This is a genomic window from Pseudomonas sp. 65/3-MNA-CIBAN-0223, from assembly GCF_040310425.1.
GTDB classification, from domain to species: domain Bacteria; phylum Pseudomonadota; class Gammaproteobacteria; order Pseudomonadales; family Pseudomonadaceae; genus Aquipseudomonas; species Aquipseudomonas gregormendelii.
Genome location: NZ_JBEOPV010000010.1, coordinates 53107 through 77690, shown reverse-complemented (window position 1 = coordinate 77690; position 24584 = coordinate 53107). Strand labels below are relative to the sequence as shown.

Here is a 24584-nt window from a genome sequence, read left to right as displayed (position 1 = left end):
TGAACCCCGCGTTTGCCTTGAGCCGGCATAATGGCGGAGTTTTTGGTGATTGCGCTGCTTGTGCTCGTGCTGGATCGGTGGCGCGCCCGTTGCGAGTGAGCGCGCGTGATCCAGGTCGCCGGCGTTGTAGCGACGCCGGCGAGTTCTAGGTTACGAGGCAGGCCTGAAAAATTGGTTTATCAGCGGTCCGTAATACTCTTTGTATAACTCATCCATGACCGCACTATCAATCTGAACCATTGCACCCTGATCCTCTAGCGATGGTTTTGTTTCTCCGAGTATCCTGTCTCTAATCTCAGCATAGCGCCCGGTATCGGGATTCCCTACCAGAACAGTCAGCTGCTCTTTGGCCTGCTCATACTTCACTGGTAATTTGCGTTCCAGAACCGCGCGCATTACTTCTGATTTGACCAAGTAGGTATCAAACAAGCCTTGGGCTTCTTTGGCTAATACATAAGCGAGCGCTTGGTTATAGTCTGGCTCTGTTAGGTCGGACGAATTTTCAAAAAGCATCTTGGAGGTGTTTCCTGGCAAGCCCAATTTGTCACCCAGTTTCTCCCTTAACGCCAGGAAAACCTCGACCTCATCTGCGCTCGGCTTGCGACTGATAAAACCCTCTGCCCATTTATCGAGCAGCTCCAGTCGAAACAGCTGCCGCAACGCGGACTTCACGTTGTTGGGTGAGGCGTTGAAACGGCCATTGATCACATCGAAGCGCAGGGCTAATTCCTGCATTTGGTTGTACGTCAAAGATACCCTGTCATGACAGGAGGCGGTCGCGTCATAGGCATTCATGAACGTTTTAAGGCGTAACTTATCGTCTGTTCTCAGTTTATTCAGCCATGTCGGTACCTCATTTTTGAATACCGCGATGTCGCTGGGCGAGAGAAGCAACTTAACCAGGAAGGCAGAAAATAGTGAGGCGTTGTCTTCGCCATCGTGGGGAGACCACAGGCGTGTGACTTCCTCTTGCTGCTCGACTGGGAACCAGGCCGATACGGCTTTAGCAAGAGGCGGCGCGTTTCTCGGCGACAAATCATTTTCTGCAATAGCAAACTGCACACGTGGACCGGTATAGCCCTCAGTGGTCATGAGCGTCTCGTAATACCTCTGGATACGTGGGTTGAAGTCAGTATTGCCGACCAAATCAACCGACACAGTATTGGGCAGTGCTTGGATGTAATGAGGTAGTCTCACAAACCGGTTGTTTCTTAAGCCAAGTAACGTCAGTTGGGGAAATTGAGGCACGTGCTCCAGGTGCCGTAATTGGTTGCCGGAAAGTTCCAGACTCCTCAATTCGGGCATTGCGCTTCGCTGCAGGAATGACAGTTCTACCAGGTCGTTATGTTCGAGGTGCAAGCTGTGCAACGCGGGTAGTGCCTGAGGATATTGCAATGCCTGCGGTTGCAGGTGCGGGTTTCTGGATATAATCAATATTTCAAGCCTTGGCCACTCGTCGGGCATTTTCAATTGACTCAATTGTGCATTATCAGTGAGTTTTAATGTTTTCAGATTGGGCATTGCGCCCAGTTGGATCTCTTGCGTTCCACTGCAGCCTTCGATGGACAGTTCCCGCATTGCGAACAGGTCGTCCAGTTGAAATGGCTCCTGCTGGAGCTGCACGCGCTTGACTTGCAGAAACTCAACTTCCGCCATCTGCGACGGCAGGGTAACTTTGAACAAGTTTGAATTGCGCACCCCCTCTATTTTCACTGTCTTCAAGTTCGGCATATTCTCAGGTAGAACCAGATTCTGCTCACACCCGACTCCCCCTAGCGTAACTTCAAAACGCTCCAGGTTCGCGGGTATATGTTGACTCTTGTAAATAATCATTCGCGTTGCAGGTTTTGCATCCATGAATGCCCATACCGGGGGGCGGTCTGGTTCCAATATTTTGCTAAGGACCAGTTCTTCTCGCAGATCCTGGTCCACATATCTGTCCGCATCGATGGTTTTGAATGAAGACGTGTAGGTTGCAGCTTCCGATTGAGAAAAGCCGCCTTCTTCAACTAGCACCGTGTCCAACTTATTCTGATGTTCCAAGGCAGAGTACCAAGTGGAACGTTTGTATTGCTGCCAGCTCTCAAGCTTCACTAGATAGCCCGCCCAGGCGGGTGTCCTGCCGCCCTTTATTCGATCTGACAGCAATGCCATTCTCAGTATCTGGCCGTCATCCGTGTCCGGGAAGGCGAATTTATCCAGATAAGCAACTACCGCATTTTCGTCAGCAAAATCGCTGGGATTGACGAGTGCCTGGATTTTTGCGCTGACCCTTGCGTGCTCGGGAAATTGCATAATCAAGTCAGGGTTATCATGACCACGGACCCGATTCTCAATCAGGTTACTGCGTGACGTCTCGTCCAAGACATCAAATTCCCTCAGGTAGGCATCCAAAACGTCCTTTCTGGGAAAAGTTTTCTTGTCGTCACTCAGCACTTGAGTTGGCGTATAGAAGTCCAGGATGGTGTCCTTTTTGGCGTACTTTATTGCCCAGCTGGGCCAGTCATCCTCTTCTTTGAAGGCCTGCCAAAAGTCTAAATTGAACCTATCGTGCAACAACCAATCACCCAAGACATGTCCAGTGGGGGCCGTCGAGAAATCAAAACGCGCCAGCATTTGCTTGATAGAGGCCGGATCGTAATTGGTTTTGACCGAGTGGATGGGTTTCCATCCCAACAGCCCGTATGCACGCCATCCATCCTTTCGATTTCTCAGGTGTTTAAAAATCCAATCCGGAGGCGGATAACCGTTGTGGAACGCTTGCTCTAGTTCTCGGTACCGGTCGTTGTCTGTCGTATGGTCGAAGTCAAACATATGCAAATACTCCTCCCATTCTTCGTTACTCCGCAGACTGGACGACCCTCCACCGCCGCCCAGCAAGCCTCCCTCGTCGGCCCGCCAGTGCCCATCGCGGTAATGCACCGGCGCGCCCTGCTCTTGGGGTCGTTGCGGGTCGCGCACGCGCACCGTCGCCCAGCCATTGTCCGAATACACTTCGTACGCCAGGACCTGGTCCTGGTAACGATTCAGGATATAGTGCTTGCCGTCATGGCTGTAGAAGGTGCCTGCATCGGCCTTGCCCGGACGCGGGGAGAGTGCCGTCAACTGTTCACGGGTGACATCGCTGCGCGCCAGGGCGTCGTTGAGCTGGCCAAGCGGAGTAAAGGCCTTGTCGCGTTGCCGGGCCATAGCCTGCACAGCTTGACTCAGCTCGGTGGCACTGCTGAAGCGCAGTTTGCCGGCCCAGTCCAACAACCCGTCAAGCTTGAGCGCGCGCAGGCCTGGGCCCATATCCAGCACATCCAGTGTCAGGAATGCCACGTCCATCAAGGCATCGTCGAGCCTTCCATGTTCCAGGTGGTGCAGCGCACTGGCAGCGTCATGGCCGATCAGCCCCAGGGTGAGCGCGGCGCAGGGGACTGTCGCGATCCCCAGGCTGCCGGCCATGCAGGTCACGCCTGCAGCACCTCCCACACCCTTGAAAAATTGATCGAGTATCATCTCCTTGCGGCTGGTGCTGGCCTCGTTGGCATTTTTGATGCCGTCCCACAGCCACTGGTCGACGTCCCGGCAAAAGTCGTCGATGGGGACGCTGGACACCCTGGTGTTGCGTTGGTCGCGCTGAGCCTGCTCGACCTTGATCTTGTCCTCCAGCAGGGCGCGTGCCTGCAAATCGTCGTAGTACGCGCCGGAGGTGCTTATCAGTTGCTGGTAGTCCGAGAGCTTCAGCAGTTCCGGGCCGTAAGGGCCCTGCAAGTACACGTAGTCGCTGCGTTGTGCGGCAGCGCTGCGCTGCTCCTGGGCGCGCTGGCGCAACGACAATACCAGCACCTCGGGAATCCGCAGCCCGTTGACCTGAAGCGCCTGCAGGCTGGCCTTTCCCGTGTCCGTGACCGTCACCGTGCGCAGGCCATCCACCAGGGTCCTGAATTCCCCGGCGGTGTATGGGTCGAGCGTCCCGTCGACGCGTGCCTGCTCCAGCGTCACCTGCAGTTGCTGCTGGATCAAGGTGCTCCTCAGTTGGGCGAAGGCCTGCCCGCGCAGGTCGTTGGGCGCGAGCCATTGCTTCAGGTACTCGATGTACTGGTTGCCGGCGTAAGTGCTGCGCAGATGGTGCTGGACGTCCTGCTTGACGGTACCCAGTGCCTGGACCACGGCTGGATCGTCATGCTCAAAGCGGGCATCAGCGAGGAAATTATTGCTGATAGCGAACACATTATCGCCATGCCGGCGGTAGCCTTCCAGGACCCAGTCGGTCCAGTTCATGGTCTGGCCATTGAAGGTGATCCGGACGGCGTCGGCGTCGACCGTGGCATTGGCTGCCAGCCCGCCCTTGCCCTGCAGGACCTCGGTCAGTTTGCGGGTTTCGGTGCGCCGGGTGAAGGCGCGCAGGGTGGGCAAATTCTCGTCGACGAAGGCCCTGTACTCCTGCTCGGTGCGCGCGGCGGCGGCCATCTGCGTGGCCAGTTGCGGGCTGGCGGCCAGCCGTTGCAGCCGTGCCTGCTCGCTGTCCAGCAGCACCCCGGCCCGGTGCCCAAGCTTGTCCTGCAGGCTGGCGCCGGGGTAGGTGTGCAATTGGAAATCCCCGGAGGCCCAGAGATCCGCTCGTCGCCCGCGTTCATCAAGGGTTCGCCGCAAAGCGGGCCGCTGTGCGGGAAGCGCGTTCTCCAGGGCCAGTTCGGGCAGTCCCTTGGGAGCAGGCGCGGTGGGCGCGGCCGGGCGGCTGGTGGCAGGGCCTGGCGTTGCCGGTGGCCGGACCTCGGCGTGCAGGGACTGCTGCATGCGCTTGAGATCCAGGTGCTGGAACATTTCCTGCTGCGAACTGAACGCCTGCACCCGCCGCTCGGCGGGGCGGTACAGCACCACGCCGTCCTCCTTGCCCCTGGCATCACGCCGGACAAACACCTGCCATTGCGCCAGTGGCACCGAGACGGCATCCGCCCCTTTGCCGATGGCCAGGCGCAGGCTGCCGACAGCCACCCGCGGGTCGTTGTTGAGGGCCGCCATCACCACGGCCAGCCCGTCCATATACGAGCCGCCAGGGCTCAAATCACCCTTGAGCCTGCTTTTGAGCACGGCCAGTTGCAGCTCGTTTTGATTGACCTCGGCCAGGGCTTGCTGCAGGGCGGGCCGTTGCGCCTCGAACTGCGCCAGCGAGTCATACTTCAGGTTGGCCAGGCGCTGGTAACCCTCGTCCAGGGTCTGTGTGGTCGTCAGCCACAGCGCCTGTTCGCCGGCACTTGCGTTGTGCAGCCAGTGCCCGGGCGGCAGGCTGCTCAACAGCTCGCGCAAGACCTCTTGCTGCAACCACTGATCCTGCTGTTGCGCACCGGACGATGCCTGATCGAGCAAGGCGATGACGTCCTCGGCCAGGACCCGCTCAGCCGCCTGCAGGCCTGTCCCGGCGGCGCGTCGTTGACGCACGGGCACGATTTCCTCAAGGGCATCGAATTCGCCGAAGTCGGCGTCAGCTGCGGGGGTTGCAAGGTCCAGCAGCGGCGCCAGCGACTCGCCAAAATCCTGGTGCAGCTGGGCGCTGACACGGGCCAGTAGCGTAGTGGCATCGGCGGCGGCGCGCGTTGCCATGAGCGCCTGCAAGGTCGACATCAGCTCGCCCTCGGGCGTGAGATGCCAATGGTTTTTCAGCTTATCCAGTAAGGCCTGTACAGGGGGTGGATACTGGGCGAATACCGGCTCGCTGGCGGGCAGGTCCATGTCGGGGCCGATGGGTTTCATATCCTGGCGAAGCGCGTGTGCGCCGGTCAGGATTACTGCGCCGGCGGCGACAGTGCCCAGCGCCGCCACCGGCGCAAGCCAATGCTGGCTCGCTTCGGCAATGGGCTCGGTGGTCGTTTGGTACACCGCGCCGGGGGCCGTATAAAGCGGCGTCTCGACATCCGTCTGCTCGCGCTCGTTTTTCCAAAGCAAGCGGACGGCACTGCTGACGATGTATCGAGCACCGTGTTGAGCCGACTGCAAGATGCCGCCCGGTCGCGCCCCGGCCGAGGTGGCTGGCGGCTCGGTAACGTCTGGCGGCAAGTCGTGCCCCCGCTGTGCGTCGCCTTGCTCGGGCACGGGCGCCGGGTTCACCCACTCATCCAGCGAAGTTAGCGCCGGTTGCGCGTACTGATTGAGGCTTTTGAGATTACCCGCCAGTCGGCCCAGCTCCTGCAGGGTGCGCGGGGTCTCCGACGAGGGGCTGCCGAAATATTCGCGTAGCCAGCCGGCGAACTTTTCCTCACACCAACCGAACATCGCCCCGACCACGAGGCTCACTGGAATCAACGACCCCCCCATACTGTAGAGGTTGCTCAAGCCGTAAAGCACCGTGACCGGGGTCAGCACCCCCTGCTCCAGCGCTTTATTGATGACCTCGAGACCCTCGCTGAGCGTGGAGGCTTGTTTCAGCTGTGACAAGATCGTTTGCCAGTCTTCACCGAGGGCCTGCGCGCTCACCTGTCCCTGGCAATAATTGATGAGTTGCCTGGCCACCGCCGTGGACGGCAGCCAGTGGCGCAATAGCCAATGGCTAATCTTCTGCGCCGCACTGACGGGCAACTGCACGAGCCACTCCTGGCAATGCAACCACTGATTGAGCTGGAGATAATTTTCCAATTCTTCACTGGTCAACTCCTCGGGTTTAATTTGGCGCAACCGCTCTTCCAGGCTGTTCTGTTTCTGCTCGAACTGCTCGGGTAACTTCAGGTAATCGGTATAGCCAGGCTTGCTATCCTTACAGGCCATTTCGATCACCTTGCCCTGGGTCAACGCCAGGCAATTGAGCAACAGGTCGCTGGCCGGATCGCCGCCGCAGTAAGGTCCGCCCTGCCACACCGCATCGCGCTGGGCTGGCGTCAGCACCGAGAGGTACGCCTTTTCCACGGGCCACCCGGTACGCAGCGCCTCGCTCATCGCCTTGATAACGGCAGGAGGCGCCGCCGTGCCCGACAGGTGTTGCAAACGCGTCAAAACAATGGTCAGCAGCGCCGAGTGCATACGCGGGTGCAAGACCTCGCGCGGCGTCAGCAGCAACATCAGCAGCGCGACGTGTGCCTGCCTGCGGACCGGCATGTACCACGACTCCCTGCCACGTTTCGTCACGTGCGTCACCTCCAGCACCTTGGGCACCTCGGGCTGGCGGATGCCTTGCAACGCCGACACCATGTACTCAGGAACCTGGGCAAGGGTGTTTCTGGCAGCGGTGCCTGCAGAGTTCAGATAGTCAAAAAAACAGGGGGGGGCGATTGGCATGCGGCTTCTCCATTGATTGGATCCAGGTTCTGAGGCACGCTCGAACGCCGAGGGATGACGCAGCAGCGCTCAGGTCGCTGCGAAGGTGCGGCGCGCCGGGGTTATCGCTTGCTGATGAGCCAACGACTTGCACAAAGCGCGCATTGAACGGGTCGCAGGCGGTATGCTGATCCAGGCCGGTCGCCACTGCTGGGCTGGAGGCTGCGCACAGCAGGCGCCGGGCTGGTTTCGCCGGCGAAATGCCCGATACATGAGGACAATCTTTTTTCTGAGTTACCTGCCGCAATCCCGGCTAAGGCTCGGTAGGTCAGCGACGCGGTGTGGATGGGGTTATCCGTTGCGCTGTGCGAGCGTCATTCATCAACCGTGTCTTCCAGCCTCCAGTAACCGGCTGCCTTGACGAATTGATCGTCAAGCCCATGCTCATCCAACAGCACCCGGCGAATCTGCCGCGAGGTCCTGGCCTCGGTTGCGACCCAGGCATACAGGTTGCCGGTGGGCACCTTGATTTGCCGCACGGTGCTCAGCAGGTGGTCCTTGCCACCTTCGCGCAAGACCCAGATCACCTGGACCTCGGCCGGGCTTTCGAGCTTTTGTTGCTCGGCGCCGTTCTCCACTTCGATGATCACCAGTGCACGCCGATTGGCCGCCAGGCCTTCCAGGCGTCGGGCGATGGCGGGTAGGGCAGTTTCGTCGCCGATCAGCAGGTAACTGTCGAAGATATCGGGCACGATCATCGAACCTCGTGGCCCGCCGATGTGCAGGAACTGCCCGGGTTGGGCCTGTTCGGCCCAGGTCGCGGCGGGGCCGTCGCCGTGCAGCACGAAGTCGATGTCCAGTTCCAGCGAATCCAGGTCATAGCGACGCGGGGTGTAGTCGCGCATGGCCGGCATCGGTTGCTCGGTCTTGCCGGCGCCGAGTACCAGGGTTTCCAGTGCCGCTGTTTCTGCCGCGTTCTGTGGGAACAGCAGTTTGACGTGGTCATCGGTACCGAGGCTGACGAATCCGGCCAGTTCCGGCCCGCCCAAGGTAATCCGACGCATGCGTGGTGTCAGGTCGACCACTCGCAAGACTTCCAGGCGCCGGCGTTTGATTTCGTGCGTGACGCGGTGAATGGTTTGGGTCTCGATTGCGGTCATTCGGCTTTCTCCCGGGAGGATTGAACGGCAGGGCCGTCGACGATGGCTTTGGCGGTGTTATTGAGCAGGTTGGCGACACGGACGATTTCTGCCGCGCTCCAGCGACCGTGGTGCAGTTGCAGGGCATGGCGCAGGTTATGCACCGCTTCGTGAATTTCAGCGGGGCGGTCATGCCCGCGCAACGACCGTTTGCTGACATCGATGCGCATGCGCACGCCGTCCAGCGCCACGGCTTGCTCGCTCAGGGACAAGCGGCCGGCGTCGGTGATGCGGTAACTTTTTTTCCCGCCGTCGGCGTCGCCCTGAATCATTTCGCTTTCTTCAAGGAAAGTCAGGGTCGGGTAGATCACTCCGGGGCTGGGGCTGTAGGCACCGTCGAACAGGCCTTCGATCTGGCGGATCAGGTCATAACCATGGCAGGGCTGCTCGGCGATTAGCGCCAGCAGCAGCAGCTTCAGGTCGCCCGGTGCGAACACCCGTGGGCCACGGCCGCCGCGCTCGCGGCCAGGGCGTTTTTCGAAGCCGTCGCGGCCATCGCCGTGTTCGCGGTGGGGGGAATGATGGTCTCTCATTTTTCTTTCTCTCTGTCGTGTTTAGATAGAGCGTAAGATATATCTTATTTAGAGGCAATGGCGCTCGACGAACGGTGCCTGGCCAATAACTGCCCTGTTGTCACCCCAGGCCGTAGCATTATTGGTCGGAAAGGTGCCTGGCAGGGCGACGGACTCACTCCAAAGCCAGCCGAGTCTTGCGGCTTCAACCCGCCAGGAATATCGGGTGGTGTATCGGAACTACCTGACGGCGTTGGTGGAGGCTGCTCGCCGGCTTCTGGCTTGAGCGTTTTGTGCAAGGGTGGCTGCACGATAGATGCCTATGCTGGGTGTTCATTCACGTCGATAAGTTTGTTGCGCGATGCGTGTTCGCCCTGCGGCCTCCTGCAATCCAGCCATCGGCGATCGCGTTTCCCCACGCCTTGGCGAATGGATGATAAGCCACCAGCTTGTTGGCATCGAGTCGTCACCGGGTTGCACTCTGCGCCGGCGCCACGTCGCGCAGGCAGGCGGGCACACCAGGCGTTTCGACCTGCCTCCAGCACTGCGCGAGACACATCCCCGGCCCTCAGTTCCTCTAGATAGCGCCGCGCCTGAACAGTGCGAACCTTTGCGGATCACCCCCTGTTTATCCTCGAGCCAGGCCGTGGGCCTGGCATGTAATCACCTGATCGGTAATATCGCCTGGCGGGTCATCGTTGACGCGCTGGACCAGCTTGTCTTCGAGGGCGAGCCGGTCACACATGACTTCAAGGACCTATATGCCGAGCTCAAGTGCATTCGCGACGGCAACGATACCCGGTCACGCAAACTGCAAAAGCTCAGCGTCGAGCTGTTGCGCTTCGCGTCCAGACTGGCCAGCTATTCCGGCAGGCAGGCGTCTTACTGGCGCAAGCTGAGTGCTGGACTGGGTAGCGTCGGCCCTTGGCTCAACAGCCTGAGTGAACAATGGCTGACCCTGGAGTTGCTCGTCGAGCAGTGCCACGCACAGCAATCACTGCTGGGCAAGGCGGCAAACCTGACAGGGCTGACCCGCCGTTTGCTGGCCGATCGGCAGTTGCAAACGCTCGTCGGCCAAGGGCGGGTGCAGCAGCTTGATCAGCGTCTGGCCAGCTTCGATCAGCTCTTGGCCCAGGTGCGTCTGTGGCAAGCGCTGCCCGGTGGCGCAGGCATAGCCGATTATCTGCAACTGGTGGCCGGCAACCCGTTGCTCGGTGGTGCGCTGGCGGATTCGCTGATGCGACTGGGACGGGTGTTGGGGCGGGTGCAAAAGGGGTATCCGGACGCGGGCACGCTGGCCGAGAAGCTGAGCTGGCTGTTGTGTACCCTGAGTGATCCGGCGTTGCGTGAACCCTTGCAGCCGCATCTGGAGAGGCTGCTGGGTAATGCGCAGCAGGTGGAGCAACTCTTTTCGCTGTGCCGAGTCGTCGAGTCGTTGCGCCACTTTCCGCTGGGGGGGGCGCTGGCCGAGCAGACGCTTTGGTTGTTGAGCCTGCTCAAGGACAACGCCGGCGACGGCAAGATGGGCGCCTGGTTCTGCTCGCTTGACACCGTGCTGGGCGCCGACCCGGCGACGCTTAGCCTGCTGAATCGTTTGCTGGGTATGAAGTCGGGCCCGGACGGAGTGCGCTTGCTGATCAAGGACTTGTTTGCCCTGCTAGCGTTTCCCGTTGCCAGGCAACTGGCTGGATATGCTTTGCCTGGCGTGGTGGAGCTGGAAAAGCTCTACCGGCAAAGTACCGCCGACGAGAGCTGGGCCAGTCTGGTCCGGCGCATCGGCTGGAGCGTCGTGGACATTGCCAAGCCTTATGCCGTGGGCGCGCTGGTGCACAGTCCCCTGGCGGCGGCCACCGTGGGTTATGCCGAGGCATTGCGAACCCATACCGGATGGGAACAGACCTGCCAATGGTTCGTCGCCCATGCGCCGGCAGGCGACCTGAGGCTGCAGCTTGCCTACAGCCAGTATCTGAATGCGCTGCTGGTCTGGCAGGTGTATCAGGCTTGTGCGGGTCATGATCCGCAGCAAAGCGAGGAGCGCCTGCGCCACCTGGCGCGCCAGCTCAAAGAGTATCAGGTGGTCAAAAGCTACCCTGATTTGGAGCCGCTGATCGACCTGTTGCCCTTGTTGCCGTTGCTGATGGAGGCTCGGCAAAGCGTGAGTGTGCAACCCGGCGCCGATAGCTGGCTGGGCTGGGGTGCCCAGTGGCTGAACGCGCTGGCTGACAGCGCCAGCCGAAATCGCAGTGCCAGCAAGTTGCAGCAGCGGCTGTCCCGCCAGCTGGAACATTGGCTGGCGGACGCCCTGATGGCGGCCGTGAGCAAGTTACCGATAGGCCCGCCGGGCGCGGCGGCGGCCCCGACTTCGGGCGCTGCGGATCGCGCATTCCAACCCATGTCCGCCGGTCTGGACAGCCAAAGGTTATTGCTCGGTGGCATCAGCCTGGAGGCCGTGGGGCTGGGCGCTATCGCCTATGCGTTGTGGCAGTCGCGCCAGGCCGGCGATGCCGACGCTCCGGTCGCAGAGGCTGAAACAGGCCTGATGGACGCCATCCCGCGTGCGGCTGGCCGTGGCTTGCACGAGCACAAAACGCCTCTGCTGTTAGGGGTCGCTGCGATGGCCGCGGGCGGCTTCATGCTGTACCGCTGGACTTGCAGCGAAGTGCCGGCGGACAGGCTTATAGAGGCCGGTGAAGAGCGCGAGGCGGATTTTGATTTACCGATTTATACGCCATACGTTAACGAGGTGTTGGCGCAGGTGATTGAGCTGGTCGAAGCCTCGCCACAGGTGCCATTGGCGGAGCGCTTTGGTCACGACACCAGCGCTCGGCCCGTGTTTTTCAAGCGCTCAGACAGGGTTAAGCGTGTGGTGGGTTCGCAGCGGGGGCAGAGGGAGTCCCAGATGCACTTGGACCCTGCCATACAGTTGGCGTGGCAAGCACTTGATTTTTCAAAGTACGATGACCTGGTGGCCCGCAGGTTAGAGCGCTTATGGCGCGACTCGATAACACTGAATGATGATAAGAGCCTAAGCGTCGAGCAAAAGAAAGCCCTGTACCTGACTCAGTTTCATCAATATTTGGTCGAGGAGATCGACGCGACTCTGGGTGCTCTGAATGAGTTGAAACAGGCCGGCACCTACAGTCATTCGGGGTCTCGTAATGCCATCCTCTGGATGGCCAGACTGGCGGCAGAGGCCGAGGAATTGCAGGAACGCTTCTCGGCCTCCGGCGTCGAGTATTGGGAGGCGTGGCGTCACGATTCGCGGGGTGAAACGTTAAGCGCGTTGAACCGGGCATTTAAAATACAGCAGCGAGAGGACGACACGTACTTCAAGCAACGACAGGCCTGGATGCAGCCTGCGGTCATTACCGATGCCGATTACCTGCAAGCCCCCGAGCTGAACAATACTCAAAAAATGTGGCGTTCTGCGCTGGTGATCGAACAGCGTGAGTTTGAAAAACTGATAGACGATTACGCGCGCCTGAAAAACTTTGAAGCGTTGCCGGATTTATTTGTAAACGCTCTGGAAATGCGCGTGGAGTTGCTCGGTGCTGAACGGTATGAGCTACTTAATGAGGAAGACCTGTCGGCGGCGTCGGTGCAGCAACGTGCGGTAAAAGCCGAGATACTCGAGATGCGTAAAATGCACCTGGCCAATGCATTGATCGAGGAAGTTGAAAGTTATGCAATTTGCAAACAGTTAAAAGAACGCGGCCCGTTGGTTAACAAATATTCGGGGCATCAAGCTGTTTTTGAAGCAAAGAAAATCGCGGTGGAGTTGGTGCTGGAAAAATTTGCGGTCGGCATCGTCCCACTGGATGACGATGATAAAATTATCGGCTTTTATCAGATCGCCCGCGACGACAGTGCTTCTGATCAAGTCAAGGCCTATTTAAGCAAGGCGGGTGCCTTGGCGTTTTTCATGATGACCAATGCCAGCCAGGCGAGTGAATACCAGAGATGGAATAAGGCGCTCGCGGTCAGTTTTGCGCAAGCGTGTCCGCCCACGGAGTACTTCAAGCGGCTTTATGAAGATAAACCTGAAGGGTACAGGGGCCTGGATACCTTCAAGAAAAGTAGCGAATCTGAAACATGGGTCGATTATTACGATCAATTTATCCAGTACCGGGAAAAATATCTTGATTTCGACTCAAGGCAAATGGCCTACGGCGCGCTGGCTAATCAAGGCTTGACCGATTACAGCATTAGCCAACTGCAAGTTGAAAAAATTGTTTATGCCGATCTGGTTGTTTATTTTAATGCGAGTACTCGAGTAGACGAACTACTACTCAGCGGCGCCGCCCGGGACCCTGGCAATAAATTTCACAATATGTTGAATGACCGGAATGAGGTGCCTGGAACCATCGGTTTTATCACGCTGGCCAATGGTGGGATATTGGCGATGGCAGGACTGGCTTTCAAGGTGACGGTAAAGCTGTTTGCCCCCGCCGCCGTTGGCGCCAGTCAGGTATTGAGCAAGATTCATAGCCTGGCAGCCATCCCGTATCTCGGCGCGCTAACTGAGCTGGAAGGCAAAAAACTGATTGATGATGTGCTGCGGCCAATGGGGGTGGAGACGGACGCGTTGATTGGCAACAGTGGCTACCCGATCTTTAAGGCACCACGCAAATTCAGGGGCTGGTGGGAGCGACACAAGGTGGAACGCGTGCATCCCAAGCAGGGTTGCTCATTAATCAGTGTCGCCGAGGAGGTGATGCGAGAGAATCTGAGCCAGTGGGTCGGATTGCTGAAAGTTGCAAACAAGGATAACGATTTCTGGTCTGTCGTCCTCAGTTTTCTGCCACTTTATACCGAGCTGCGCGATGCCTATGCGGATGCGGATCATCAGCTCAACGGTAATCGCGTGATGTGGGATGTACTAGGGATCATTCTTTCGATACTGCCGGGTATCGGTGCGATTACCCAACTGAGCGCAACGGCATTGAAGATGCTGGTCGACAAGAGCATGCGAGGCCTTGCCGCAGGCCTGTCATTCAAGGTTGTCACCCGGCAAATATTGCTGCGCTTGATAACGGACCCGGCATTCACGGGCTTGGGTTTACAAGGCTTTGTCTATGCGGCTTACATCGGTTTTGAGGTCGTTTCCCCGCTGCCGGCGCCGCTGTGTGTGTATGGCATCATGTGGATGAGTAAAGGCATCAGGGCTCATATTCAGCACGGTTATACGGCTACGGATTCGCTGCTATCGCCACGCCACGCCAGTACGATACCGAAATCAGTACAGGCAGAATTGACGGCTCTGGGGGCAACCACTCCTGTTTTGGTGGGGCCTTCCAAACGAATCGTTTTGCGCAACAGTGCCTTGACGCCCCGTGAGGTGATTGAAGAGGGCATGGCCTTGGCGGCGCCCCTGCACCGCAAGCTAGCGGTAATGAAGCGCATTAAACAAGGTGCGCTTTATTCAACTGATCCGGGTCTGTGCGCGCCGCCCGCACTCTGCGCCGAGAGATCGTTGGAATATATGTGTCTGGACGACCTGGATTATCTGCATGCAAAAAACGTGATCGATTCGGGGGATGGCTATACGGTTTACCCGCTACGTAACTCCAACGGGGCTTATGTGGTGAGGGAGTTCAGGCTGATACGCCACGGCGACCAGCCGCAGCGAATTCGCAAAGCCGAGAATAATCAAGTTGCCTACAATCGTTTATACGGCGGCCAGAAAACAGACGCTGCCAAAGTTTTTTATTTCGTGGGCGAAGGTCCGGTGGTTACCCTGCTGCCATCGACGCCGGGCAAAAAGCTCAGTCAAATCATAGCCGATGATGATCGTACTGCTATAGAGGGTTTGCGTCTTCTGGATAAACCTCTTGTGGTCGAACAGCTCGTGACGCAGTTGCGCGATATGGGTATTTATTACAGGGCCGTAAATTTCGCAGGGATTGTTTATGACCCAATGACCCGGGCCGTTCGATTAAATAACTTCGATAATTCGTTGGTCAATGTGGGGGCCGATGACGCCAATGCGCGTTGGGAGGTATTGACGACTGCTCAAGTCGGTGCGTTGAATATGCGGTTCACCCAAGTGTTCACAGACTTTACTGAACAAACCAAAGGGTTGCTGCCGAATGATTTGGGTATCAACACCTCAATGTTGACTGAGAATCAACTTGCTCAACTTGATCCCCTGCGCGCGCGCTACGCCAATCATATCAAAGTGATGGAGTCAGCAAAAAGCGCGGATATTTTTAAATTTGCTAAAAAGCATCACCGGGGTTTCCTGGTGCCCGGTGTGAACAGAACCGACTCTGAACTGGTACTGACGACGCTCTACAATGACCTGATCCCCACTGCCGACGTGACACAACTTGGAGCGCTGAGCGGCTTCATTGAAAATACCCGCCAGCATCGGACTATTCATGCGGCTATTTCCGTGGCCGCTAAATATTCAAAGCGATTGAACAACGGCAGCTACCGGCAGATGATTGCGCCGCAGTCTTTTTGGCTGAGCGCAGCCGACGCGCCGCGGGCGGGAGAGGGGCGTTGTTACCCGTTGGTATTGGCGGTAGCGGTGGCGATAATGGAATACAGTTCAACCAATTTCTTCATGAATATGATGCGCTCGGCGGCAAGAACCGACAGTTCGCGTAACGAATTCATCCGGGCGATTGACCAGATACGAACACTGGACATGAATCAGTTCATCACGCCTCAGTTGAACGCATCGCCCAATAATCTGGAAAAAATTCTCACTCACCTGGCTAGCCTTAAAAGAAATAGTCTATTCATGTTGGACTCGCGAAGCCATTCGATGTTGATCGGTGTCACATTTAATATTTTCGGGGAGGACAGTTTTTATTTCTATGACCCGAATATCGGCATTTTTTTTTACCCCGATATAGACGTGTTGGCAACGGCGTTGCACAGCACCGTTGGCAGTGGTTCCCTGGCAGCACAATATTCAGCCTGGAACGTGCAAGGGACGCCGAAATACAAGCTGGCATTGATTAATACCAACGTTCTCAAGGGCAAGTCCCTGCAGGTACCCCCGGCCGGAGGCTCGGGTTTCAGAACACGGACGGTAGGCGAGTTGTCCAGCAGTCTGGATGCGGAGCCCCATTGTCTGCTCCAGAGCCTGGCAAGGCAGAAACGGGCGCCAGGCTGCACGCCCATCGAGAGCGATATCACCCTGATGCGGCAGACCCAGGAAGCGCTTTTCACCGGGGAAACGCTTCCCGACGGCAGCTATCAACGAGCTCTGGATTTTGCTGTTCTTCTGCGTGACCAATACCCCGCTCGTTTTATGCAGGGGCTTGATATGGAGCGCGATTTCGCGTTCCTGGAGCTGACGCGTCAGCAATTGATCGAGATGGATGCAGCGGCCGCAGCCCTGCCGGCCGCTGGTAATGGCATTGCCAGCTGCGACGCTGTCGAACGGCGTGGGGTGTATTTCAATTACCTGACGGCATTGATAACGGTCGGTAACCGGATGGTTCGTTTTGATAAAGGCCATCGCGACTAGTTCGAAGAAAGCCGAGCAACCACCGGCGGCTGGCACTGGGTCTGGCTACCCGGTTGCAGGTAGGGCGTGAGTATCGGCGCCATCCCCTTGAGCACCTGCACCGGCAGCGCCGAAGTGAACTTGAACGTTTCAGCCGTGCGACCGGGTACGAACGCGGTTATGGTGCCGAAGTGGGTATCGCCGATGAAAAACACGAAGGTGGCCGTGCGGTTGATCGACTTCGAACTGAGTATCCGCCCGCCCGAACCGATGGCTTCGATACGGTTATCCCCGGTGCCTGTTTTGCCACCCATGGCCAATGGTTTGCCGTCGGGCGTGATGAAACTGCCCGAGACCCGTTTGGCCGTGCCGGCATCCACTACCTGCGACAGGGCTTCGCGCATGGCCCTGGCAACCTCGGCTGGCATGACCCGTTCGCCGGCATCCGGATTACTGATCAAGCTGGTTTCATAAGGTGTGTTCGCCGCAAAGTGCAGGCTGTCGATACGCAGCGTCGGCATGCGCACACCGTCGTTGAGAATGGTCCCGATCAGCTCAGCCAGCGCCGCTGGGCGGTCGCCGGAGCTGCCGATGGCAGTGGCCAGTGAGGGCACCAGGTGATCGAACGGGTAGCCGACTTTCTGCCAGCGCTGATGAATGTCGAGGAACGCCTCGATCTCCAGCATGGTGCGGATGCGGCTGTCACGTGCGCCTTTGTGCCGGCTCTTGAACAGCCAGCTGTAGACTTCCTGGCGCTCGAACTGGCTGGCCTTGACGATCTGGCTGAACTTGGCGTCGGGGTTGTTCAGCAGGTAACCCATCAGCCACAGGTCCAGAGGGTGGACCTTGGCGATAAAGCCCTGGTCGGGCAGGTCGTAGGCGCCAGGACGGTAGTTTTCATAGAGCCGCTCAAGGCGTTCATCCGTGAGTTTTTCCGTCAGCTTGGCGCCTTTGAGGTGCGAGCGGACGAAGCTGTTGAAACTTTCCTGGCTGGCTTGCGGCAGCAGGTAACGGTGCACTGCGGCCATGCGAATCGGCGTCGGCCGCATGCCGTCTAGGAAGGTTTCGAGCCGCGCCTGGGTGTCCTTGTTCTTGTACTTTTTCCAGAACTTCAGCAGGAACGAGGTGCCTTCGCGGTCGGCGAAACCGGCCAGGTATTCCTGGCGTCTGGGGTCGCGGTCGTCCTTGAGCAATTCGGCACTGTTGTTCGGCCCGGAGTAGGTGGTGTAGCGCACCAGGTCGCGCATCAGCCGGATGAAAGGCAAGTTGATCGACTCACGCAACGCGTCGCGCAAGGTGGGCAGGCGTCCGTTGTCCTCTTTGCGAAAGTTGTTGAAGGTGTGCAATCCGCCGCCGGTGAAGAAGGCTTCGCCGGGGCTGGCTGAGTATTTTCGATCAAGCGCGGCACCGAGCATGGTTTGCAGGTTGCGGTCCTTGTACTGGATAAAGTAATCGATGGCCCAGCGGCTCAGGCGATCCTGGTCGGGGACCTCGACTTTCTTCAGTTCCGGGACGGTCATGGCGGCATATTTATCATGCAGCTCGGCGATGATTTGCAGGTAAGTCGTCATCACCCGCATTTTCGCGGTTGAACCCAGTTCCAGCTTGCTGCCTTCGTTGATGTCGAACGGCTGGTCGGTGCTGTCGGTCTGGACTCGCACCCGGGAACCGTCCGGGGTCAGTTCGAACAGGGTGAAGCTGTAGCGCACCTGGGCGGTGCTGGTGGGGGTCAGCAAGCGTTCGCCCATCAGGCCGATTTGCGTGGCGAAGACGGGGTCGGCCAGATGCTTGAGGTACTCGGTGGCCTGGGTTTGCAGGTCGCCTTGCAGGGTGCTGGTGGCCGACAGGTCCAGCCGGTCGAGATCGTACAGCGGACGGTTGAGCAGGCCGCCGAGACGACTGCGGGCGACGCTGATGCCTTTATTGGTTTCGATCGGCTGGATAGTCGGTTGCGTGGCCCAATCGCGATAGGTGACTTTGCTGGCCAGTGCGGCGGCCGACAGCGGCGCGTCGATCACGCCGTTCTGCGCCAGTAAGCGAATGTGGCTGTCGGTGAGGCTGGCCAGTTCATCGTGGCCTTTGGTCAGGTAATGCGAAGGGCGGCGCTGGGCGATCATCAGCGATAACATTTCACGCAGGGCCAGGCCTTTCTCCGCCAGGCTTTTCGGATCCGTTTGAGTGCTGGCCAGGCGTTGGTTGGCCTGGTTGAAATCAGCTCCGTACCAGACGCGCAAACCCTCGGCCATGCCGTGCACTTCGCCATGACCGGGCACGGCGGACAGTGGCACGCTGTTGAGGTAGTCACGCACGACATTTTGCCGGGCGACCAGGGTGTCGGGCCCGGCCTGATACGCACGCACGCTGGCTGAAATCATCTGCCGGATCTTTTCCGCACCGGACACCGTCAGGCCATCGGGCGAATGCCGGTATTTTTCCAGCTGGGTCGCCAGGGTACTGCCGCCTGCCGACTGACCGGGCATGTGCAGCAATTTGGCAACCTGCGACCAGGCGGCCATGCCGAACCGCGGCCAGTCCACCGCCGGGTTGGCATGGGGCTGGCGCGGGTCGAGCAGAAAGCGGTTTTCGATAAACAGCAGGCTGCTGACCACCACGGGCGGAATCGCATCGAAGCTTGCGTACAACTGTTGCGGGTATTTGTATTGGTACAAGGGGGCCGCCCGGCAGTCGGTGATTGACAGCCCGGCCTGGATTTTTTCCGCGTAGGGGACAAACAAGCCCTTGTCGCTGTAGTCCATCAGCGCCTGGGAGAAACGGGTTTGCGACTTCACCACGTAATCGCGCTTGATCAGGCGCGGTAGAAACTCCCCGAGGGAGCTGTAGCCAAGGCGTAGATCAAAAGGCCCAGCGCCGGGATAGCGAATGGCATCGCTGGGACCGGGTTGCAGGTCGTAATTGAGCGTCGCGGCATACTTGCTGACCTCCCGCGCCTGGAATTTCGAGGTGCGCATTTCCTTCGCGGCCGCCAAGCCGACGACGATGAGGATAATCAACAGCAACAGGAAAAAAGCCTTCCACCCATGTTTTGAGCCGCGGGGTTTTTCAGGTGACGGCGCTTCATCCACAGCTTCAGTCTGGACCACGGTTTTACTCGAATCGGTTTGCCACAAAGCGCCCATAGTCGACTGATCCATTCACGCAGATTGATCGGACTTGTCTGAAGCTTAGTCGGTGGTTGGCGATGGTGAAAAAATTGTGAACAAGGTTGTGCGCAGGAGCCCGCATGAGCCCGTAGGAGCTGTCGAGTGAAACGAGGCTGCGATCTTTTCATTCGGTGTTTAAACACAAGATCAAAAGATCGCAGCCTCGTTTCACTCGACAGCTCCTACAAGTTGTATTGCAGGCTGGAATACAAGTGATGGCGAGTATCTGCCCGGACAGGCTTGAGATAGAGCTGTCTGCGCGTAAATACGGCCTAAGTAGGGACATGACGACGCACCAATAGCGTGCAATACTCCGCGCCGTTTTAGCTGCGAAAACTCCTACAAGATCCAGGTAATGCCCCTCCACAAATCGCGCTTTCCCCGAGAGTTCTCGCTGAATGTTGTGGTTTATAGAGTGAAAAACCCTGTCGTAAGCTTTTTATACTGCACGCCCCGCTGATCTTGGAGGTTTTGTCCTACAAGACGGTTCTGCCCACGAAGCAGGTCCGGTTTCAGGCAAGCAGTGGCGACCCGCCCGCGCTTGGTTACTCGGTGGTCATATCCAATAACAAGACGAGGTTGTATCCCCATGCCAGTCGGCAACCACCTGCCTCACGGCGAGACCGCTCAGGGCGGCCCGCTTAAACGCGAACTCGGCGAACGGCATATTCGCTTGATGGCGCTCGGTGCCTGTATCGGCGTCGGTCTGTTCCTTGGTTCGGCCAAGGCCATCGAAATGGCCGGCCCGGCCATCATGCTTTCCTACATCATCGGCGGTCTGGCGATCCTGGTGATCATGCGCGCGCTCGGTGAGATGGCCGTGCATAACCCGGTAGCCGGGTCTTTCAGCCGTTACGCGCAAGATTACCTGGGCCCGTTGGCGGGCTTCCTCACCGGTTGGAACTACTGGTTCCTATGGCTGGTGACCTGCGTGGCGGAAATCACCGCCGTGGCGGTGTACATGGGTGTGTGGTTCCCCGAGGTACCGCGCTGGATCTGGGCCCTGGCGGCCTTGATCAGCATGGGCTCGATCAACCTGATCGCTGTGAAAGCCTTCGGCGAATTCGAATTCTGGTTCGCCCTGATCAAGATCGTCACCATCATTGCCATGGTGATCGGCGGTGTTGGCGTGATCGCGTTCGGCTTCGGCAACGACGGCGTGGCGCTGGGGATTTCCAATCTCTGGGCCCACGGCGGTTTCATGCCCAATGGCGTGCAGGGCGTGTTGATGTCCCTGCAGATGGTGATGTTCGCCTACCTCGGCGTCGAGATGATCGGCCTGACCGCCGGTGAAGCGAAAAACCCGCAGAAGACTATCCCGAATGCAATTGGCTCGGTGTTCTGGCGCATTCTGCTGTTCTACGTCGGCGCGCTCTTCGTGATCCTGTCGATCTACCCGTGGAACGAAATCGGTACCCAGGGCAGCCCGTTCGTGATGACCTTCGAGCGTCTGGGCATCAAGACTGCAGCCGGTATCATTAACTTCGTGGTAATTACCGCTGCGCTGTCGTCCTGCAATGGCGGCATTTTCAGCACCGGGCGCATGCTTTACAGCCTGGCGCAGAATGGCCAGGCCCCGGCCGGTTTCGCCACGACCTCGAGCAACGGCGTACCGCGTCGCGCACTGCTGCTGTCGATCGGCGCCTTGCTGCTGGGCGTGCTGCTCAACTACCTGGTGCCTGAGAAAGTGTTCGTCTGGGTAACCGCGATTGCCACCTTCGGCGCGATCTGGACGTGGGTAATGATCCTTCTGGCCCAGCTCAAATTCCGCAAGGGCCTGAGCGCCAGCGAACGTGCCGGCCTGAAATACAAGATGTGGCTGTTCCCGGTCAGCTCGTACCTGGCGCTGGCGTTTCTGGTGCTGGTGGTTTGCCTCATGGCCTACTTCCCTGACACCCGCGTGGCGCTGTATGTCGGCCCGGCCTTCCTGGTACTGCTGACGGTGTTGTTCTACGTGTTCAAACTGCAGCCGACCAATGTATCGCAGGGTGCAGTGCGTTCGGCTCCTTGAGTCTTCGTATGTGAGATGCCAAAGCCCCGGTCTGTCGATCGGGGCTTTTTCGTTCCAGGATCTCACCGCCGGTCTGAAAAAAAACCCCGCCTGTGATTTATGACAGTCGACAAGCTCAAACCCTTATGTGCCGAGGATGACGGCAGTCAGCGAACGGGGGGGCGCCATGAGACGCTTGTGGAAAGGAATGTCCAGCTACACGGTGATCGGTATTGCAAATACGCTGATCCATTGGCAGATTTTTTTCCTGCTCAGCGTGGCGGCTGACTTCAGCCAGGCCATCAGTAACCTCATGGCGTTCTGCGTGGCCGCCTCTTTTTCTTTCTACATGAACGCGCAATTCACCTTCGACGGCAAAACGTCGGTCGCCAACTATGCTCTATTCCTGATAACCATGGGCGCCTTGAGTCTGGGGGTGGGCCATGTTGCTGACGTCTGGCGACTGCATGGCCTGCTCACGGTCGGACTGTTTTCCGCATTGAGCCTGGTGCTGGGTTTCCTTTTCTCCAAATACGTTGTTTTCCGCGAGCGTCAGGTATGAAAATCTCGCTCATCGTGCCGGTGTTCAATGAAGAACAGGCCATCAATCTGTTTTACCAGGCCGTGCGCAACGAGCTGAAACTGGACCAGACCGAAGTCGAAATTGTTTTCATCAACGACGGCAGCACGGACCGTACAGCCGAACAGGCAGCCGCGCTCGCGCAGGTCGACGAGCAGGTCGTGCTGATCAATTTTTCCCGTAATTTTGGCAAGGAACCCGCGCTGTTCGCCGGCCTCGAACATGCCACCGGCGATGCGGTGATTCCCATGGACGTCGACCTGCAGGACCCGATCAGCGTAATCCCGTTGTTGATCGAACAGTGGTTGAAGGGGGCGGACGTGGTGCTTGCCAAGCGCCGTGATCGCAGCGCCGACAGCTACATGAAGCGCCACAGTGCATCACTTTTCTACCACCTGCTCAATCGCATTTCCTACACCCGCATCGAAGAAAATGTCGGCGATTTCCGGCTGATGGACCGCAAGGTCGTCGACGTGATTCGCGCGCTGCCGGAACATCAGCTGTTCATGAAAGGCGTGCTGTCCTGGGCCGGTTTCAACACCGTGGTGGTGGAGTACGAGCGCGCCTCGCGGGTGGCCGGCAACAGCAAATTCAACGGCTGGAAACTGTGGAACCTGGCGTTGGAGGGCGTGACCTCGTTCAGCACGGTGCCGTTGCGTCTGTGGACCTACATCGGTGGTGCCATTTCAGTCTTTGCCGTGCTGTATGCGGTGTACATGGTGCTGGACAAGATCTTCTTTGGTAACAGCGTCCCTGGGTACCCCTCGCTGATGACCGCCATTCTGTTTCTCGGCGGTGTTCAACTGATCGGCATCGGCATTCTCGGCGAGTACGTCGGCCGCATCTACATCGAGGCCAAGCATCGACCGCGTTATGTGATAAGGGACATCGTCGGCGCCAGGCAGGGGCGCGATCTTTAACATGGGCCGACTGCGTGACGCTCTCACCCGTGAGCTGGGGCGGCGCCAGGCCTGGTGGTTGTTTGTGCTGGCGACGCTGGTGTATGTGTTGCCGCTGATCCTTGCCGACTACCGCTATATCGATGACAACTGGCGCGCGTTGTCGGGCGGCATGGAATGGGCAGGGCAGGGACGGTTGTTCGCCGAGCTGATGTACAACGCCCTGACTTTGAGCCCTGGCGCGCCGAACATTTTTCCGTTGCCGCTGTTGATCGCCACGCTGGCCATGGCTTCGGCCTTGACCCGCCTGACGTTTCACTACTGGCGCGAGCCCAGGGTCTCCAACTGCCTGGTGGTGTTGCCCCTGTGGTACAACCCGTTTTTTCTGCAGAACCTGTCTTATCAATACGATGGCCCTGCGATGGCATTGAGCGTGGTGGCGGTCGTCTACGCGATCAGTTTTCACCACCCCTCGCGCATCCTGCAGTGGCTGGTGCCGGCCGGTCTGGTGGCGCTGGGTTTGGGCTTGTATCAGATTAGTTTTAATGTGTTCCTGGGCTTGTGCTGCCTGGAGGTCCTGAAGGGCGCCCATGACCAGCTGGAATGGCGCAAGTGGCGAGATCTGATCGGCTGGAGAATCGCCCAGGCGGCCCTTGGCGCGTTGATCTACGGCGTGACCGCCTACCCGTTTACCGAGGCAAATCGCACCTTGTTATTGAACCTGGACGCCGATCCCTGGCTGCAGGTGCTGATCAATATCGGCCGCGTACTGGAAAAGGTGCAGTTGCTGTTCCATGGCGGCTTTACCTGGGTGTTGGCCGGGCTGCTGTTGTGTGCAATAGCGGGCGCCGCAGGGCTGGGGCGCGAGATTTCCAGGCGTCCGGACAGCGCAGCCAAACGCCTGTCCATCGGCCTGGTATGCCTGCTGACCCTACCGCTGGTGACCTTGCTTGTGTCGGGCATGGCGCTGTTATTTCGCGACTTCAACGAAGGCGCCAGAACCTTGATGGGCTTCGCCGTGCTGCTGGTGCTGCTGTTCTACCTCGGCCACCTGGCATTGGCGCGGCTTCACCCGCGCCTGCCGCTGCTGCTGGCCTTACCGCTGCTGGCGATGCTGTCGCTGTCCTACGCCTACGGCCGGGTGCTGACCGTGCAGAAAGCCTTCGCCACCCAGGCCCTGGGCAGTCTTGCGCAAGACATCAGCGCCCATCGCGAGCTGCGCGAAGCCAAGCGTATCTACCTGTCGGTGACCTATTCCGACCACTGGCTGACCGGCGCGGCCGGTTCGTTCAGGCAGATGCCGGTGCTGCATTACCTGCTCAACATCGACTTCTACATACTGGCCGAGAACCTTCCCGGCGTCGGCATCACCAATGTGGTCGCCGAGAAGGAACGGCGCAATGCCACGCGCGTGGGATACCTGGCCTATCCAGCGCTGGTGGACAGGCCGTACTACCGGATATACCTGATTGGCGACTACGGGTTTATCGTCGTCAAGGAACCACCGCCGATCAAGACTTTGCGCTGGTGAACCCGCTGATGCCAGCCTCG

9 protein-coding genes are annotated in these 24584 nt (G+C 58.6%); 5 read left to right on the top strand and 4 right to left on the bottom strand.

Annotated elements, in window-relative coordinates:
- Positions 1–150 precede the first annotated feature (150 nt).
- From AAEZ09_RS14240 to AAEZ09_RS14230, 3 genes are all read right to left on the bottom strand, one after another.
- Complete coding sequence (locus tag AAEZ09_RS14240; RefSeq protein WP_350599826.1) at positions 151–7251, bottom strand: NEL-type E3 ubiquitin ligase domain-containing protein; 7101 nt, start codon at positions 7249–7251, stop codon at positions 151–153.
- Positions 7252–7604: 353 nt separating this feature from the next.
- Entirely contained in the window at positions 7605–8390 is a 786-nt protein-coding gene (locus AAEZ09_RS14235) for a siderophore-interacting protein (RefSeq protein WP_350599825.1), read from the bottom strand.
- Positions 8387–8962 carry a PadR family transcriptional regulator gene (locus AAEZ09_RS14230; RefSeq protein WP_350599824.1) on the bottom strand — a complete coding sequence of 192 codons (576 nt, stop codon included), beginning with the start codon at positions 8960–8962 and terminating at the stop codon, positions 8387–8389. The genes AAEZ09_RS14235 and AAEZ09_RS14230 overlap by 4 nt, the downstream gene beginning before the upstream one ends.
- A 340-nt stretch (positions 8963–9302) precedes the next feature.
- Here AAEZ09_RS14230 and AAEZ09_RS14225 point away from each other — a divergent pair, with 340 nt between their 5' ends.
- On the top strand, positions 9303–16424 hold the full coding sequence (locus tag AAEZ09_RS14225) for an Mcf1 protease effector domain-containing protein (RefSeq protein WP_350599823.1): 7122 nt from the start codon (positions 9303–9305) through the stop codon (positions 16422–16424).
- Here the strand turns inward: AAEZ09_RS14225 and AAEZ09_RS14220 are convergent.
- A complete protein-coding gene (locus AAEZ09_RS14220; protein WP_350599822.1) occupies positions 16421–19540 on the bottom strand; it encodes a transglycosylase domain-containing protein in 3120 nt (1039 codons plus the stop codon). The two genes, AAEZ09_RS14225 and AAEZ09_RS14220, sit on opposite strands and share 4 nt — an antisense overlap.
- Before the next feature lie 613 nt (positions 19541–20153).
- On the opposite strand from AAEZ09_RS14220, the gene AAEZ09_RS14215 reads away from it, so the two are divergent.
- The 4 genes from AAEZ09_RS14215 to AAEZ09_RS14200 all read left to right on the top strand — a co-directional run bounded on the left by AAEZ09_RS14215 (position 20154) and on the right by AAEZ09_RS14200 (position 24564).
- Positions 20154–21575, top strand: coding sequence for an amino acid permease (locus AAEZ09_RS14215; protein WP_045058034.1), 1422 nt, complete (start codon positions 20154–20156; stop codon positions 21573–21575).
- Positions 21576–21741: 166 nt separating this feature from the next.
- Positions 21742–22116: a GtrA family protein gene (locus AAEZ09_RS14210; RefSeq protein ID WP_350599903.1), complete on the top strand. Its 375-nt coding sequence runs from the start codon at positions 21742–21744 to the stop codon at positions 22114–22116.
- A complete protein-coding gene (locus tag AAEZ09_RS14205; RefSeq protein ID WP_045058032.1) occupies positions 22113–23054 on the top strand; it encodes a glycosyltransferase family 2 protein in 942 nt (313 codons plus the stop codon). The genes AAEZ09_RS14210 and AAEZ09_RS14205 overlap by 4 nt, the downstream gene beginning before the upstream one ends.
- 1 nt (position 23055) lies before the next feature.
- Positions 23056–24564, top strand: a complete 1509-nt coding sequence (locus tag AAEZ09_RS14200; protein WP_045058031.1) for a glucosyltransferase domain-containing protein — start codon at positions 23056–23058, stop codon at positions 24562–24564.
- Positions 24565–24584 lie beyond the last annotated feature (20 nt).

Excerpts from the sequence above, each read along its gene's own strand:
- AAEZ09_RS14240 (WP_350599826.1), bottom strand. The coding sequence starts at position 7,251 with ATGCCAATCGCCCCCCCCTGTTTTTTTGACTATCTGAACTCTGCAGGC.
- AAEZ09_RS14235 (WP_350599825.1), bottom strand. The coding sequence starts at position 8,390 with ATGACCGCAATCGAGACCCAAACCATTCACCGCGTCACGCACGAAATC.
- AAEZ09_RS14230 (WP_350599824.1), bottom strand. The coding sequence starts at position 8,962 with ATGAGAGACCATCATTCCCCCCACCGCGAACACGGCGATGGCCGCGAC.
- AAEZ09_RS14225 (WP_350599823.1), top strand. The coding sequence starts at position 9,303 with ATGCGTGTTCGCCCTGCGGCCTCCTGCAATCCAGCCATCGGCGATCGC.
- AAEZ09_RS14220 (WP_350599822.1), bottom strand. The coding sequence starts at position 19,540 with ATGGGCGCTTTGTGGCAAACCGATTCGAGTAAAACCGTGGTCCAGACT.
- AAEZ09_RS14215 (WP_045058034.1), top strand. The coding sequence starts at position 20,154 with ATGCCAGTCGGCAACCACCTGCCTCACGGCGAGACCGCTCAGGGCGGC.
- AAEZ09_RS14210 (WP_350599903.1), top strand. The coding sequence starts at position 21,742 with ATGAGACGCTTGTGGAAAGGAATGTCCAGCTACACGGTGATCGGTATT.
- AAEZ09_RS14205 (WP_045058032.1), top strand. The coding sequence starts at position 22,113 with ATGAAAATCTCGCTCATCGTGCCGGTGTTCAATGAAGAACAGGCCATC.
- AAEZ09_RS14200 (WP_045058031.1), top strand. The coding sequence starts at position 23,056 with ATGGGCCGACTGCGTGACGCTCTCACCCGTGAGCTGGGGCGGCGCCAG.